The 15132-nt window shown below is 66.1% G+C and carries 15 protein-coding genes; 12 read left to right on the forward strand and 3 right to left on the reverse strand.

Annotated features, from left to right (window positions below):
- The first annotated feature begins 22 nt into the window (after positions 1–22).
- The gene (locus E3T47_RS08970; RefSeq protein ID WP_134555742.1) at positions 23–1819 is read left to right on the forward strand and encodes a stealth family protein; all 1797 of its coding nucleotides are present in this window, start codon (positions 23–25) and stop codon (positions 1817–1819) included.
- Here the strand turns inward: E3T47_RS08970 and E3T47_RS08975 are convergent.
- A complete protein-coding gene (locus tag E3T47_RS08975) occupies positions 1749–2687 on the reverse strand; it encodes a phosphodiesterase (protein WP_134555743.1) in 939 nt (312 codons plus the stop codon). The two genes, E3T47_RS08970 and E3T47_RS08975, sit on opposite strands and share 71 nt — an antisense overlap.
- Positions 2688–2870: 183 nt before the next feature.
- Here E3T47_RS08975 and E3T47_RS15890 point away from each other — a divergent pair, with 183 nt between their 5' ends.
- From E3T47_RS15890 to E3T47_RS09010, 8 genes are all read left to right on the forward strand, one after another.
- Positions 2871–3044, forward strand: a complete 174-nt coding sequence (locus E3T47_RS15890; RefSeq protein ID WP_166805675.1) for a hypothetical protein — start codon at positions 2871–2873, stop codon at positions 3042–3044.
- Positions 3010–3930, forward strand: coding sequence for a phosphatase PAP2 family protein (locus E3T47_RS08980; protein ID WP_166805676.1), 921 nt, complete (start codon positions 3010–3012; stop codon positions 3928–3930). The genes E3T47_RS15890 and E3T47_RS08980 overlap by 35 nt, the downstream gene beginning before the upstream one ends.
- A gap of 50 nt (positions 3931–3980) precedes the next feature.
- Positions 3981–5201, forward strand: a complete 1221-nt coding sequence (locus tag E3T47_RS08985) for a type III polyketide synthase (protein ID WP_134555745.1) — start codon at positions 3981–3983, stop codon at positions 5199–5201.
- Positions 5202–5906 (forward strand): class I SAM-dependent methyltransferase, encoded by a 705-nt coding sequence (locus tag E3T47_RS08990; RefSeq protein ID WP_338419388.1) that lies wholly within the window; start codon positions 5202–5204, stop codon positions 5904–5906.
- Positions 5899–7023 (forward strand): FAD-dependent oxidoreductase, encoded by a 1125-nt coding sequence (locus E3T47_RS08995; RefSeq protein WP_134555747.1) that lies wholly within the window; start codon positions 5899–5901, stop codon positions 7021–7023. Before E3T47_RS08990 ends, E3T47_RS08995 begins: the two co-directional genes overlap by 8 nt.
- Before the next feature lie 26 nt (positions 7024–7049).
- Positions 7050–8639 carry a DUF7059 domain-containing protein gene (locus E3T47_RS09000; RefSeq protein WP_134555748.1) on the forward strand — a complete coding sequence of 530 codons (1590 nt, stop codon included), beginning with the start codon at positions 7050–7052 and terminating at the stop codon, positions 8637–8639.
- Between the two features lie 268 nt (positions 8640–8907).
- The gene (locus E3T47_RS09005; protein ID WP_134555749.1) at positions 8908–9711 is read left to right on the forward strand and encodes an SDR family oxidoreductase; all 804 of its coding nucleotides are present in this window, start codon (positions 8908–8910) and stop codon (positions 9709–9711) included.
- A gap of 254 nt (positions 9712–9965) precedes the next feature.
- Positions 9966–11375, forward strand: coding sequence for a flavin monoamine oxidase family protein (locus E3T47_RS09010; protein ID WP_134555750.1), 1410 nt, complete (start codon positions 9966–9968; stop codon positions 11373–11375).
- Here the strand turns inward: E3T47_RS09010 and E3T47_RS09015 are convergent, their stop codons facing one another.
- Positions 11376–12029 carry a Pr6Pr family membrane protein gene (locus E3T47_RS09015; RefSeq protein WP_134555751.1) on the reverse strand — a complete coding sequence of 218 codons (654 nt, stop codon included), beginning with the start codon at positions 12027–12029 and terminating at the stop codon, positions 11376–11378.
- 73 nt (positions 12030–12102) lie between these two features.
- Positions 12103–12372 (reverse strand): acylphosphatase, encoded by a 270-nt coding sequence (locus E3T47_RS09020; protein ID WP_134555752.1) that lies wholly within the window; start codon positions 12370–12372, stop codon positions 12103–12105.
- 268 nt (positions 12373–12640) lie between these two features.
- On the opposite strand from E3T47_RS09020, the gene E3T47_RS09025 reads away from it, so the two are divergent.
- From E3T47_RS09025 to rraA, 3 genes are read left to right on the forward strand one after another with little or no spacing between them, the layout of a single operon-like run.
- Positions 12641–13507, forward strand: a complete 867-nt coding sequence (locus E3T47_RS09025) for a chorismate synthase (RefSeq protein WP_134555753.1) — start codon at positions 12641–12643, stop codon at positions 13505–13507.
- Complete coding sequence (gene menC, locus E3T47_RS09030) at positions 13504–14661, forward strand: o-succinylbenzoate synthase (RefSeq protein WP_134555754.1); 1158 nt, start codon at positions 13504–13506, stop codon at positions 14659–14661. The genes E3T47_RS09025 and menC overlap by 4 nt, the downstream gene beginning before the upstream one ends.
- A complete protein-coding gene (rraA, locus tag E3T47_RS09035) occupies positions 14658–15125 on the forward strand; it encodes a ribonuclease E activity regulator RraA (RefSeq protein ID WP_134555755.1) in 468 nt (155 codons plus the stop codon). Before menC ends, rraA begins: the two co-directional genes overlap by 4 nt.
- Positions 15126–15132: the final 7 nt, after the last annotated feature.

Below are 15132 nucleotides of genomic sequence, written 5' to 3' on the forward strand. Positions count from 1 at the left end.
CTCCACTTTTTCAAGGAGGACCATGACGACACGCGATATTCCGGCCACTCAACCGGATGCATCGGACCGGGGCCTCCCCGATTCGTTTGCCAACGACATTTTCGACACCGACGCCTTTCGCCCCGATTCCGTCGGATACGACTCGAGCGATCCGGAACCCCCCACCAATACCGGCCTGATCCCCACCCTGTCGCTCAGCAGTGAGCCCGAGTTGGTCCTGATCACACCGGATGCCCGCACCCGCCGCTTCAACCGCGATGATCTCGTCGTGCGAAAGGGCGAGATCGCCCTTATCAACGGCCATTACACACCGCACGAGTCCATGGTGAAGGACCTCGTCGCCGTGCACGACGTTCTCACCAACGCCGGCATCGAATTCCTGCTCGTGCGCGGCGATCACAACCGTCCGGTCATCGCCGTCGACCGCAGGCAGCGCAAGGAACTCACCAGGGTTCTCAGCCAGGCCTTCGCCAACGAGCCCTTTTACGCCAAGCCGCTCGACGGCAACGTGAACCAGCAGTTTCTCCTCGCCGACGGAGCGCTCACGACCCTGCGCAAGTCCAGCGTTTTTCGGGTCTACCGCCCGCGTATCGAACCAATCGGTCGCCTGCGCTACGGCGCCCAAACTGCGTTCCAGTTTGAACTGTGGCGTTTCGGCGAAGACGAGATCATCGCCCCGGTCGAGAACGCGCTCATGCGCACCCGACTGCCCCGCTCCGAGGCCCGTGAAACCACGATCGACCTGTACGGGCGCACCTGGCTGACCCTGCAGAACATGTTCGATGACCTGGCCAGCGACGTCTCCTTCGACATCGACCTCGTGTTCAGCTGGGTTGACGGCTCGAGCGATGAGTTCCAGAGGGAGCGTGCCAAGCGCATGAAGGCCTACGTGGTCGGCGAGGGTGACGACTCCGACGCTCGTTTTCGTCAGATCGATGAACTCAAGTACGCGCTGCGCAGCGTCTACATGTTCGCCCCGTGGATTCGACGTATCTTCATTGCCACGGACTCTCCCGTACCGGAGTGGCTGGCCGAGCATCCCCGCGTCACGATCATGCGCAGCGAAGACTTCTTCGTTGATACGAGCGTGTTGCCGATTCACAACTCGCACGCCGTGGAGAGCCAGCTGCACCACATTCCCGGGCTGGCCGAGCACTTTCTCTATTCCAATGACGACATGTTCTTCGGCCGTCCGGTGGGCCCGGAGCTGTTCTTCTCGCCGGGCGGAGTTACCAAATTTGTGGAGGCATCCACTCGTATCGGCCTGGGCGAGAACGACCCGACCCGCAGCGGGTTCGAGAACGCCGCACGCGTGAACCGGGCGCTGCTGCGCGGCCGGTTCGGCAAGGTCACCACCCGGCACCTCGAGCACACGCCGGCGCCGATGCGCAAGAGCGTTCTGCTGGAACTCGAGCACGAGTTTCCGGAGGACTTCAGTCGAACGGCGGCGAGTCGTTTTCGATCGGCGACCGATATCTCGGTCACCAATTCGCTGTATCACTATTACGCGTTGATGACCGGTCGCGCGGTGGCGCAGACGCAGGTGCGCTCGCTGTACATCGAGACGACCCTGCGCATCGCCCTGCGGCAGATGAATCACCTGCGCAAGCGTCGCGACCAGGACATGTTCTGCCTCAACGACGGCAGTCTCCCGGAAATATCGACCGAGGTGCGCCGCGCCGCGGTCACGGAATTTCTCGAGCTGTACTTTCCGATCGTGGCTCCCTGGGAACGAGCCAGCGTCGCAACTAGCGCAGAACCGGGATTGGCCGGGTCATTGGCGGCTCGTGCAATGCAGGCAAAGTTTCCGACGGCGTGATCTCGACGCCGGAGGCGCGCAGGCGGCGCGCGCTTTCGGCGGGATCGACATAGTTGAGCGTCGGATAGTGCCCGAGCGGCACGACGGAGTGCAGCACGGTGCCGGGGTAGACGTGCACAAGGTTGAACGCTCGGGCACCGTCGCGACCGAGGGTGCCGCCGACGGGAACGTTGAGGTCCTGCGTGTAACAGGTCGCTGACGACACCGACACGGGGATACCGGCGAACATAGCCATGGACGAGTAGTGCAGGTGTCCGGCGATGATGCTGCGAACGTCCGTGCCGCGCAGCACGTCGGCCAGCCGGTTCTGGTCACGAAGCTCCACGGCGGTGGCCAGGTCGAGCACGCTCGGGATCGGCGGGTGATGCATAGCCAGGATCGTTCCGTCGGGTGCCGGCACGCGCAGTTCGTCGGCGAGCCAGCGGAGCTGCTGGTCGGAGACCGCACCATGGTGGTGGCCGGGCACCGACGTGTCGAGAGTGATCAGGCGCAGACCGTTGAGGTCGTAGCACTGGTCGATCGGTTCCTCGCTCGCGGCCTGGTCGAGCAACTCGGTGCGAAAAACGGATCGGTTGTCGTGGTTGCCCATCACCCAGATGACGCGGGCGCCGAGACGGGCCGCTGCGGGTTCAACGATCTCGCGCAGAAGTTCGTATGCGCCTTGTTCGCCCTTGTCAGCAAGATCGCCGGTGAAGACGATGGCCTGGGGGCGGGCGCCGGAGGCCTCGACCTCGGCGAAGAGCCCCGCCAGATGGGCTTCAACATTGACGCTGCCATAGAGTTTCGAGCCTCCCGCCAGCAGGTGGGTGTCGCTCAGGTGTAGCAGGAAGTGGTCCGGCCGGGGGTGCTCAGCCGTTCGAATGCTCACGGAGCGTCCATTCGTTTGTCGTGGGCGTGCTCTGCGAGCGCGCTTTTACGATGTGTGCCCCTATTGGATCAGACGTTCTTGAACAACCGGTGTACGCCACGCGTTAATCCGACAATCCCCGGGGTAAATGGGCAAGTACCATTACTGAGCCGTTCTCGGGATCACTGACTCTAGGTTGGCCGCATGGCTCGATACGTACGCATTGACGAATTTGGTGGTGCGGAAGTGCTCAGCATCGTGCGCGATGAGCAATCACAGGCCGGGCGCGGCGAGGTGCGGGTGCTTTTTGCCGGACTCAACCCGGTTGACTATAAGGTCTTTCATGGCATGCTTGACCGTGCGCATCCGGCCCTTTAGAAGCTCCCTCGCAGAGGGAACGATCGGTTATGTCGCCGGAGCCGCGCTCACCACCCTCGCCTTCATCGTCCTGTACTTCTTCTTTGTACGCAGCCACGCCGGCCAGGAGGCCGACCAGCTCGCCTACGACGGTGCCGAATTCGGCCGTCGCAGCATTACCCCGTTCACCGGGCGGGTACTCGACTCGGTGCCGGACGTCGCCGTAGCGTTTGGAGTTGTCCTGACCGCGGTCATCGCGTTTGTGCGCCGCAACTGGCGCACTCTTATCGTCGCGCTCATCGCCGCCTCGGCCGCCACGGCCTCGGCCCAGCTGCTGAAATACGGCATCCTGGCCCGCCCCGATCTCGCAGTCGAGGGCTACGCGGGAAACTCATTCCCGTCGGGGCATACGACGGTGGCGGCTGCATCCGCGCTCGTGGTGTTTCTGGTCGCGGGTCCGCGTATGCGCCCGATGGTCGCCGGCTGGGGTACCGCCTTCGCCGTGCTGGCCGGCGTGGCGACGCTCGCCAACCAGTGGCACCGGCCGAGCGACGTGATTGCCGCCCTGCTTTGGGTGGCCCTGTGGGGCTGCCTCGCCGGGGCGGTGCTGGCCTGGCCACGCTTGGATGTCTCGCCGCGAATGGATGCTGTCACCCCAGCACGCCCGCGTCGGGCATTCACCGGGCTGCGGCAGTCCACGGTGCGCGTGATTCGCTGGCTTTCGATCGGGTGTGGCGCTCTCGCCGCTTTCGCCTTCGCCGCTACTCTGGTGTTGACCAGCAGCCTGTTCGAGCGCGTCGGAACTACCGGCACCGTGGTGGCCTACCTGGGCGGTGTCGCGGCCATCGTGACCGCGGGCCTCCTCCTTGCCCTCAGCGGAACCCGCCTGTTCGCCCGCTTGCCCTAGTTTTGCGCGGGAGGGGTGTACTCGATGGAAGTCGCGTGCGACACTGATTCATGGCCGTCACTCTGAGAGCGCTCCAGACCGTAGTACCCCCGACGATTCTTTTTCAGGAGCAGGTGCGCGACATCTTCGCCGCCCAGCCCGGACTCAGCCGGCTCGCTCAAAGGCTGGTCAGCACCAGTTTCAACGTGTCGGGTATCGAAACCCGGCATACCGTGATTGCCGAGCTCACCCTTGACAACGATGCGACCGAACCGCAATTCTTCGACGCCCGGCAGCAGCTCCTGCTCGTGCCGAGCACCCGGGTGCGGAACGAGCTTTACATTACCGAGGCCACCAAACTGTTCGTCGAGGCCGGCCGCCAGGCGCTCGCCGCCTGCCCGGACATTCGCGCTGAAGACGTGACCCACGTCGTGACTGTCTCCTGCACCGGGTTCTATGCCCCCGGACCCGACTACATGCTCGTGCGGGAGCTTGGCCTGAAGGTCAGCACCCAGCGCTACCACCTCGGCTTCATGGGATGCTATGCGTCGATGCCGGCCCTCCGCACCGCCAAGCAGTTCGTCGAAGCCGACCCGAATGCGGTCGTGCTCGTGGTCAGCGCCGAACTCTGCTCGCTGCACCTGCGCACCTCGAGTGACCCGGACACCATCGTCGCGTCCTCGCTGTTCTCCGACGGCGCTGCCGCCGGCATCGTCAGCGCTCGGGCGCCGCTGCCCGGCGAGAAGGCCCTCGCACTGGATCTGTTCGAAACGGTCATCACGCCGGTCGGCGAGGGCGACATGGCCTGGAAGATCGGCGATGAGGGCTTCGAAATGATTCTGAGCACCTACGTTCCGCACATCATCGACGAACACATCGAGGCCGCACTGGCCCCGCTGTTCGCCCGCGATGCGTCGATCACCGCACAGCTCGCCGCTCCTCTCCAAGCGGATGCCGTGTGGTCGCCTGTCGGCGCCACCATGGTCGCGCCGGTGCTCACCATCGCAACGCCCGCCTCGCTCAGCTCGGTGATCGAACACTGGGCGATCCACCCCGGCGGTCGCAGCATCCTCGACAAGACCGAAGCGAAGCTCGACCTGCGCGCCGACCAGCTGCTTCCCTCGCGCGAGACCCTGCGCACCAACGGCAATATGAGCAGCGCGACCATCCTGTTCGTGATGAAGGCCATACTCGACGGCCCGGCCACCGCCGACGGGGAACGCGTCTGCGCGATGGCCTTCGGCCCGGGCCTGACCGTGGAATCCGGCCTGATGACCGTTATCGAGGGCTGAGTGGCCCTGCCGTCACTGCGGGTGCGCGCGCATAGAGCGGTGGAGATCATGGATTCTTCGCTCTGTGACCCGGCCATGCTCACCCGCACGTACCAGGATTTTCGCGTGGTCAACGCTCTCGTCTCGGGCTGGTGGAGGATCTATCGCCGCAGCATCCGCCCTGATCTGTCCACCACAATCGAAACGACGCTGCTCGATGTCGGCTCCGGCGGCGGCGACGTCTCGCGGGCGCTGGCCCGCTGGGCGGTGCGGGACGGCCTGCGGCTCACGGTGACCGGCGTCGATCCGGATGCCCGCGCGCACGTCTTCGCGACCAGCCAGCCCAAGATTGCCGGGCTGTCGTTTCGCCGGGCGCTGAGCTCAGATCTCGTGGCCGAGGGCGCGCGCTTCGACATCGTCGTGTCGAACCACGTGCTGCACCACCTCAGCGTTGCCGAGTTGGGCGGATTGCTCGTCGATTCGGAGGATCTCGCTCGCCGTCGAGTGCTGCACGCCGACCTCGAACGCTCCAACTACGCCTATCTCGGGTTCGCGGCGGCGACCAAACCGTTCTTTCGGCACTCCTACATTCGCCCGGACGGGCTCACCTCGATTCGGCGCAGCTACACCGCCGCCGAGTTGCGGGCGGCGGCACCCGCCGGGTGGACGGTGTCGCGCGGATTGCCATCCCGGCTCGTGCTGAGTTGGACCGCGCCCGATGCGTGACGTCGTCATCGTGGGAGGCGGGCCGGTCGGCACGATGCTCGCCTGCGTGCTGGCCGTCGGCGGACTCGACGTGGAGGTGCTCGAACAACGCGAGACGCCATCGCTGCGCTCGCGGGCGATCGGCATCCACCCGCCGTCGCTCGCCGCCCTCGCCCAAATCGGCGTCGCCGACGCGCTGCTCGAGCGGGCCGTGCGCATTCGCGCTGGGGAGGTGCGCTGCGACGGCCGTCGGCTCGGCGCCCTGTCCTTCGAGCGGGCAGCACCGGAATACCCGTTCGTCGTGGCACTGCCGCAATATGAGACGGAAGCGCTGCTGCGGGCCCGGTTCGAGCAGTTGCGGCCCGGCCGGTATCGCAGCGGTGTGACCGTGACCGGGGTGCGTGATGGCGATGATGCCGCTCGGCTCGCAACAACCGCCGGCCCGATCGAAGCCCGCTCTGTGATCGGTGCGGACGGCGCGCGCAGCCGGGTACGCGAGCAGGCAGGCATCGGTTGGCGAGAGCTCGGCCGCCGTGAAACCTATCTCATGGGTGACTTTGCCGACCCAGGATCGAGCGATGCCAGCGCGGTGCTCTATTTCGAGCGCGGCGGCGTGGTCGAGTCCTTCCCGCTGCCCGGGGGCCGGCGTCGCTGGGTGGCGATGACCGATTTTCTGGCAGCGGATGCCGACAGCGCTGACCTGGCCGCGCTCATCCACCATCGAACCGGGGTGAATGTGGGCGAAACGCTCGGGGCAGCGAGCGCCTTCGCAGCGCAGCAGCGGCTCGCCGGGAGCATGCATTCTGGCCGAATCGTGCTGGTCGGCGATGCTGCACACCAGATTAGCCCGATCGGCGGGCAGGGTATGAACCTCGGCTGGCTCGACGCCGTTGCACTCGCGCCGGCGCTGCAGCGGGCGTTGCTCGAGCCAAGGGTGGCGGCATCCGTTTTGGGCGTTTACGACCGCACCCGGCGCAATGCTGCCCGCCGCGCCGCCCTGCAGGCCGGATTCAATATGGAAATGGGGCGACCGGCCCACGGCCTGCGGCTCGGTGCCCGCAACGCCCTCGTGCGTTCGCTCACGCTGCCGCCGGCCAACGAGCTCGTGGCCCGCGCATTCACAATGCGGTGGTTGTGACCGTGTACATCGAGTTGAATGGATGAGTGACCTCTGCAACTCTCATTCCACGGCTGCGCTCCGACCTCGCGGCCGCCCATTTTTCGATTCCCGGCCTGACCGGATTATGGGGCATCGAAGCGGATGCCGCCCTGCAGCGCAACCAGCGGGTTCCAGCCCGGCGGGCGCTCGCCACGCTCGCCACCAGACGGAGTCGCAACGAACCGGCCGCGACCCTGGCCCGGCTGTTCCTGCTCGGGGAACCGGTCTCTCGCGTTGACCTCGACGCCGCGCTGCCGGCGCTCGGCACGACCGGAGCCGAACAACTCGCACTCGTGGCCGCTGACGGTGAATCCGGCGTGCGCCCGCTCGTCGACCTGCGCCCATACGGCTTTATCGACGCGCACGGCGCCGGCAGCTGGTGGATCGTGAGCGATCTCGGGGAACTGGCGCTGGGGCATCCGCTCGGCGAAACCCACGTTCTCGGCATCGGCGGCGCCTCGCGCACCCTCAGCGGACTCGTGATACCGACCCCGGTCGCGCGCGCGCTCGACATTGGCACGGGCTGCGGAATCCAGGCGATGCACGCCTCGCGGCACGCCGAGCACGTCGTCGCGACCGATATATCGGTGCGGGCGCTAAAACTCGCGGCGCTGAACGCCGAGCTCAACGAGATCGACAATATCGAGTTTCGGCTGGGCAGCCTGTTCGAACCTGTGGTGGGGGAGCGTTTCGACCACATCATCTCGAATCCGCCGTTCGTGATCACCCCGCGGGGCGCCGAAGTGCCGAGCTACGAGTATCGGGACGGCGGAATGGTCGGTGATGCCCTGGTCGAGGCCGTCGTGCGCGGGGCAGCCGACCATCTCACGCCCAATGGTGTCGTCCAGCTGCTCGGAAACTGGGAATACCACGATGAAACAGATGCCTTCGAACGGCTCGAGCGCTGGCTCACGCCAGCGCCCGACGCGCGCGAGGCGTTCGCGCCTGCCGCATCCACTTCGCCGGCGCTCGACGCGTGGATCATCGAGCGCGAGGTGCAGTCACCGGGCGAATACGCCGAGACCTGGATCCGCGACGGTGGCACCCGCCTTGGCCCCGAGTTTGACCGGCTCTATAACGCCTGGCTGAACGACTTCGAGGCCCGCGGCGTGCGTCGGGTCGGGTTCGGCTACCTGCTGCTGCGGTTGCCTCCAGAGCTTACGCCCGCACCGACGCTGCGCCGCCTCGAACGGATGCCCGACGCCCTCGGCCACAACCCGGCCGGTCTCGGTGCGCACCTCTCCGAGTGCCTCGCCGCGCACGACTGGCAGGCGGGAACGGATGACGTCCACCTGTTGCGCACGCAACTTACCGTGGCTCCCGATGTCACCGAGGAGCGCCACTACTGGCCCGGACAGCAGGATCCGACCGTGATGACCCTGCACCAGGGCAGCGGATTCGGCCGATCGGTGCCGCTTGACACGGCCCTCGCCGGGCTGGTCGGCGCCTGCGACGGCGACCTCGCGGTCGGCGCCATCATCGGTGCGCTCGCGCAGCTGCTCGATGTCGATGAGGCCGCGCTGACCGCGGAACTGGTGCCGCGGGTGCGCGAGCTGCTCGTCGACGGCTTCCTGACGTTGCCGGAGACCGCTTGACGGCTCGCCCATCCCTCGTCGCGGCTGTCTGCCGTGGCGAATTGAGAGAATCCCGGGTTGGCGGGCACTCGAGCCCCTAAAAATTACGAGGCATTCCAACGCCGCCCGGCCGGATTTTCTGAATCGGCCCCCGGTCACATCCGGCAGAGCGTCATATTTCCTGCAATTTGACGGTGCGGCAGACGAGTTGGCGGAAGTCTGCGCATCCACTGCGCGCCGGTCACAGATTGCAGGAGTTATGCCGGGCTCGGGGCGCTAACCTGACGCCATGACTCCTGCACGCGTGCTCCCGGCCGCCCTCGACCTCGGCGGCCGCACGGCCCTCGTGACCGGGGCGGGCAGCACCACCGGCATCGGCTTCGCAGCAGCACGGCTGCTCGGCGAATTCGGCGCGCGGGTGATCCTCACCGGAACGACCGCGCGGGTATACGACCGCGCGCAGGAACTGATTGCCGACGGCATCGATGCCGTCGGAATCGTCTGTACCCTCGAGTCTGCCGTTGGCGCTGCGGAACTGCAGTCGGCGCTCGCCGCAGGCGGGTACCAGCCGACGGTCCTCGTGAACAACGCCGGCATGGTCGCGGTCGGCGACGCGGAGATGGGCCACGGTGACATTCTGACCAGCCCGGCTGAATGGGATGATGGCCTGGCCATCAACCTCTCCACGGCCTTCCACGCCACGCGCGCCGTGATCGGGTTCATGCGCGCGGCCGGCTGGGGCCGCATTGTGACGGTGTCGAGCGTGAGCGGAACGATCATGGCGAGCCGCGGCGACGTCGCCTACGCCGCGGCCAAGGCGGGGCTGGTCGGACTCGCCCGGGCACTCGCCGTCGACGAGGCCGCAGCCGGCATCACCTCCAACGCCGTGGCCCCAGGCTGGATCGCGACCGGGTCCCAGCTCACGAGCGAGGCCCTCGAAGGTGCGCTCGTTCCGGCCGGGCGCAGCGGCACACCGGGGGAGGTCGCATCCGTCATCGCGTTTCTCGCCTCCCCCGGGGCTTCCTATGTCACCGGGCAGGTGTTCGTTGTCGACGGCGGAAACTCTATAGCCGAGGAACGCCGCCAGTCCTAGCCCCTAGTTCTTTGGAGTGGCCCGGCGTAAGGCCAGGAACCCGCCCAAGCCCGCGACCGCGGCCGGCACCAACAGCCAGGCGAAGAGGCCCACGACGCCACGATGAAGAACACGAGCAGCTGCATCACGAAGAAAGAGAACAGGTGGTCAGGCAACTGACTACCTTGAGAAGAAAATGTCATCCCAGACGGTCTGCGGTAGTTTAGTTTCATGACTGGCGCCGGACTGCATCACCGTTCTGGGCCGGACCGATCGTGAAGCGGCGCACTTTTCTGCTCGGCACGGCATCGGGTTTTTCCGTGTTGGCCCTCGCGGCGTGCGTCGCGCCGGTGCCGGTGCCGACGCCATCCGCTTCGCCCAACACGCTCACACCCTCGCTGGTGCCTCAGCCGCTTACGGTCTCCCGCACCAACTGGTCGACCGACGCGTTCTCGCGGGGATCGTTCAGTTATGCCGCCGTTGGCGCCACGCCCGAGCATCGCACGGCCCTCGGCCAGACTGTCGACGCCCGCGTGTTCTTCGCCGGTGAGGCCGTGGCGGTCGACGAGCCCGGCACCGTGCGGGGCGCGCGCGCTTCGGCCCTGCTCGCGGCCAGCCAGGTGCAGGATGTCGCGGCGCCCGGCGAACGCATCACCATCGTCGGTGCTGGCATCGCCGGGATCACCGCAGCTCGGCAGCTTGTCGATGCCGGTTTCAACGTGGTCGTGATCGAGGCGCGCGATCGCATCGGCGGGCGCATCGACACCGTCAGCGGTGACTGGCCGTTTCCGATCGAACGCGGGCCGTCGTTTTTGCACGGCGCCTCCGACAGCTTTCCAAATGACGAGCTGACCGCCCTCGGAGTGACTCTGCTGCCCTTCGTGCGCACTCCCGAGGTGCGCACCCGCGCCGGTGTGGTTGTTGAAGTGTCCCCGCTCGGCGCCCAGGCCGTCGCGGGCGCCCTCGAGTGGGCGGCCGATCAGCAGCGGGACGTCTCGGTCGAACGTGCCCTGGTCGACTCGGGCGAAGCCAGACTGTCGAACACCCCGAACGCTGAAGGCTTGTCGAACGCCGACTGGCTCGAATACGAGATCGCTACCAGGTTCAAGGTTGAGACGGGAGCCACGCCGAGCCAGCAATCGGCCTGGTACACAACCAATATCGCCAATGCCGATGACGATCAGATCGTTGTGGGCGGATATTCAACACTGCTTACGGCTGACGCGGAGGGGCTCGAGTTGCTGCTCTCGAGCGTGGTCAACCGCATCGCCCACGACGACCGCGGTGTGAGTCTGCGCCTCGGCACCGGTGAGTCGTTGTCGGCGGATCGGGTTATCGTGACAGTGCCGCTCGGCGTGCTGAAGGATGCGGCGATCGAGTTCTCGCCCGCGCTGCCCTTTGCGCACCGGGGGGCCATCGCCGCTCTCGGCATGGGCGTGGTCGACAAGATCTGGCTGCGCTTCGACGTGCCGTTCTGGGATACCGCTGCCCGGCTCTGGACCATCGTCGGCGAAGACGCCGACTTTCCGGTGTGGGTCAACATGATGCCGCTCACCGGCGAACCCATTCTGATGGGTCTGGTCGCTGCCGAGAACGCAACCCGGTTGAGCGAACTCGACGACGAGGAATTTCTCGCAGCCGCACTCACCGCGCTCGAGCCGTTCCTCGCGGTTCCCGACGAATAGCTAGGCGCGCCAGGGCGGAAGCAGGTGGCGCGGCATCCGCTTCAAACGGGTAATCCAGGTGAGCAGCGCGGCAATGCCGGTGATGATCGCCACGATGATCAGGCAGTAGAACACGGTCTCGCCGGGGCCGCTCACCTGGCGGGCGTCGAGAAAAAAGTACGGGTACCACCCCACGATCGGTCCGCGAATCAGGGTGAAGACCAGCCAGAACACCGGGAACACGATGGCCCAGCCGAGGTACTTCCATGGCAGGCGGGCCTTGAACGGGTCGACGATCCAGTCGATGAGGGCGCAGACCGGAATCACGAAGTGCAGCAGCTGGCTCGACCACGGCACTTCGATCGAGTAGTTTGCCCCCGAGGACTGCCAGACGATGATTCCGTAGACCACGCCCGAAACCAGAATGTAGGTCGTCACCATGGCCCGCAACATGTCAAGCCAGGCCGGGTCGGTGGGCCTTCGCAAGGCTACTACGGCGGCCGCCACGAAGACGAAGACCGACGCGATGGCACTCTGCACCGTGAAATAGCTGAAGAAGTTCGCGATCGCAAACGTGGCCAGCCCGAGGGTGTACTGAAAATAGCCGATCAGTGCCACGAGGGCCGAGGCTGTCAGGCCCAGTCGCGCCACACCGAAAGCGGTGCGCGCTCTCATGCCCGACCTCCCGGCAGGGTCCGTGCGCGCGATCATAGGCTAACGCTACGCCAGCGCCGAGTAGCCTCCGACCTCAGCCGGTGATCTGAAACTCGCTCTCGCCCGTCGCGGCAACATCGCTCACCTCGAGCACGTTCGCGATGGCGTAGCGTGGGCCGGTTTGAAGCCATCGCAGCATGCGTGAAACGGATGCCTCCGGCCCCTCGATTTCGAGTTCCACCGTGCCGTCCGGGAGGTTGCGGGCATACCCGACGAGGCCGAGGTGGCGGGCCTGGGCCCGGGCTTCGTATCGAAACCCGACGCCCTGCACTTCGCCGCGTGCCAGCACTCGTTTGCGAATCACCTAGTTATTCTGCCCCGGGCGCGGCCACGACGCTAGCCTCACTGTTTCGCTGTCGGGCAGCCCGTCTGGAAGGCGATCGGCCGCGCCCTGCTGCTGGGGGGTGTCGCCGCTCTGGCTTATAGAACAAGTGTCCCAAGCTCAGACCCTGAAATCGAGTGTTCCACAGCTTTAGCAGGATTTCTGTCCGCCGGCGCCTTCGGGCAGCGGGGGCTCTTTTTCAGATCGAGTCGGGCAGACACTTGGCGGTCGAGGCTGTCACACTGGGCAAATGTCTCAGAAACCGTCTCTCGTCGCTATCACGGTGCAGGCCAAAGCCGCGGCTCTGATCGCGGCCGAATCGGCCGGCGTCTTCGTGAACGACGAGGGCAGCCTGGCCGGTTTTCTCGAGATCGAGGCCCTGTTCAACCGGGTCTGGCTGTTGCCGCCCGGCGAGAGCGCCATCCCTTGCGAACTGCTCCGCAGCATCAGTCATGCCGGCTGCAACGTGAGCGCGGCCCGCGATCAGGCTGGCAGAATAATCGGCGCCGCCGCCGCGATCGTTACCCCGCAGTCCCAGTCGATGTACTCCCTCATCGCCGGGGTGCTGCCCGGCATCAGCGACCGAGGCGTGGGCTTCGCCCTCAAACAGCACCAGCGGGCTTGGGGCCTGGCCCGCGACCTCACCGCGATGACCTGGACTTTCGATCCCCTGGTCAGCCGCAACGCCCGCTTCAACCTCAGCAAACTCGGCGCCTATGCGAGCGCGTACGCCATTGATTTCTACGGACCGATGCAGGGCGAGATGAACGCCAATGACGAGAGCGACCGGTTGGTCGCCGTCTGGCCGCTCACGAGCGCCGAATCCGCAGCCTGCAGCGAAGAACGCCCCATCCCGGTGAGGCGTCCCGTCTTTCAGCCGAAAGATGTGCTCCGACACGGCCCCGACGGCGACCCCGTACTCGTGGCGGCGAATAACGCCCTGTGGTGCCGGGTTCCCACCGACATCGTGGCGCTGCGCAAGCAGAACCCGCAGGTCGCGGCAGACTGGCGGCGCAGTATCCGTTCGACATTCACCGATGTATTCGCTTCGGGGCATATAGCCCGGGGGGTCAGCCGTGACGGCCGGTACCGGCTCGCACCAGGAGGAACAGAATGATAATCGAGACCATCGAGCTGCGTCGCGTGCACATGCCGCTGGTGCAGCCGTTTCGTACTTCGTTCGGTACCTCTACCGAGCGGGAAGTCACCGTGGTGCGTGTCCTCACAGCGGATGCTGAGGGCTGGGCCGAGTGCGCCGCCGACGCGCATCCGCTCTACAGTAGTGAATTTCTGGATGCGAGCGACCTGGTCATTCGTGACCACTTGGTGCCCCGATTGCAGGCACTCGGCGACCGACTCAGCGCCGAACTCGTGGTCACCGCGCTCGAGCCGGTCAAGGGTCACATGATGAGCAAGGCCGTGCTCGAAACGGCCATTCTCGACGCGCAGCTGCACACAACCGGCGTCTCGTTCGGCAGCCACCTCGGCGCGGTGCGCGACACCGTGCCAGCCGGGGTCTCGGTCGGCATCATGGACTCGATCCCGGAGCTGCTCGACGCCGTCGCCGGCTATCTCGCCGAAGGCTACCTGCGCATCAAACTGAAAATTGAACCCGGCTGGGACCTGGAACCAGTGCGGGCCGTGCGCGAACGTTTCGGCTCCGACCTGCTGCTGCAGGTCGACGCCAACACCGCGTACACTCTCGCCGATGCCCGCCACCTCGCTCGGCTCGACCCCTTCGACCTGCTGCTGATGGAACAGCCGATGAAGGAAGACGACATGCTCGGCCACGCCAACCTGGCCAAGCTCATCACGACACCGATCTGCCTCGACGAGTCGATCAAATCCGCCCGCGACGCCGCGACGGCGATCGCTCTCGGCGCCTGCAGCATCATCAACGTCAAGCCGGCCAGGGTCGGCGGCTACCTCGAGGCCCGGCGCATCCACGACGTCGCGGCGGCCCACGGCGTGCCGGTGTGGTGCGGCGGTATGCTCGAAACCGGCATTGGCCGGGCCGCCAACGTGGCCCTTGCCGCGCTGCCCAACTTCGTACTGCCGGGCGACACCTCGGCCTCCAACCGGTACTTCGCGCAGGACCTCACCGCACCGTTCGAGCTCGAGAACGGCCACCTGCGCGTACCAACCGGCCCCGGTATCGGCGTAAAGGTGCTGCCCGACGTGTTGGCGAGCGTTACCGCCAGCACCGACCGCATCCGTTTCAAGCCCGCCCGGGCCTACTCTGGAAGCAACGAGACCCTGGAGGAACAATGACCGTGTCGACCGCCGATTTGTACGACGAGCGTGGCGACGAGCTGCAATCCGTACCCTTGCAGTTTCAGACGATCGGTGGGCGAACCCGGTTCAGCGGCCCGATCCGCACGGTCACCTGCTTCGAAGACAACGCCCTACTCAAGTGGATCCTGTCCACGCCCGGTGACGGCGCCGTACTCGTCGTCGATGGCGGCGGCTCGCTCAACTCGGCGCTGATGGGTGACATGATCGCCGACCTCGCCGTCGTGAACGGATGGTCCGGTGCGATCATCAATGGTGCCGTGCGCGACCGGGTCGCCATCGGTGCCCTCCACCTCGGGGTGAAAGCCCTCGGCAGCAATCCACGCAAGAGTTCCAAGACCGGTTCAGGGGTAGCGGATGCCGTCGTCGAGTTCGCCGGCGTCGTCTTCACTCCCGGTCGCACCGTCTACTGCGACGAAGACGGAATTCTCGTCGAACGCTGAAGCGGGT

The sequence above is a fragment of the Cryobacterium ruanii genome (genome assembly GCF_004404055.1).
Lineage (GTDB): Bacteria > Actinomycetota > Actinomycetes > Actinomycetales > Microbacteriaceae > Cryobacterium > Cryobacterium ruanii.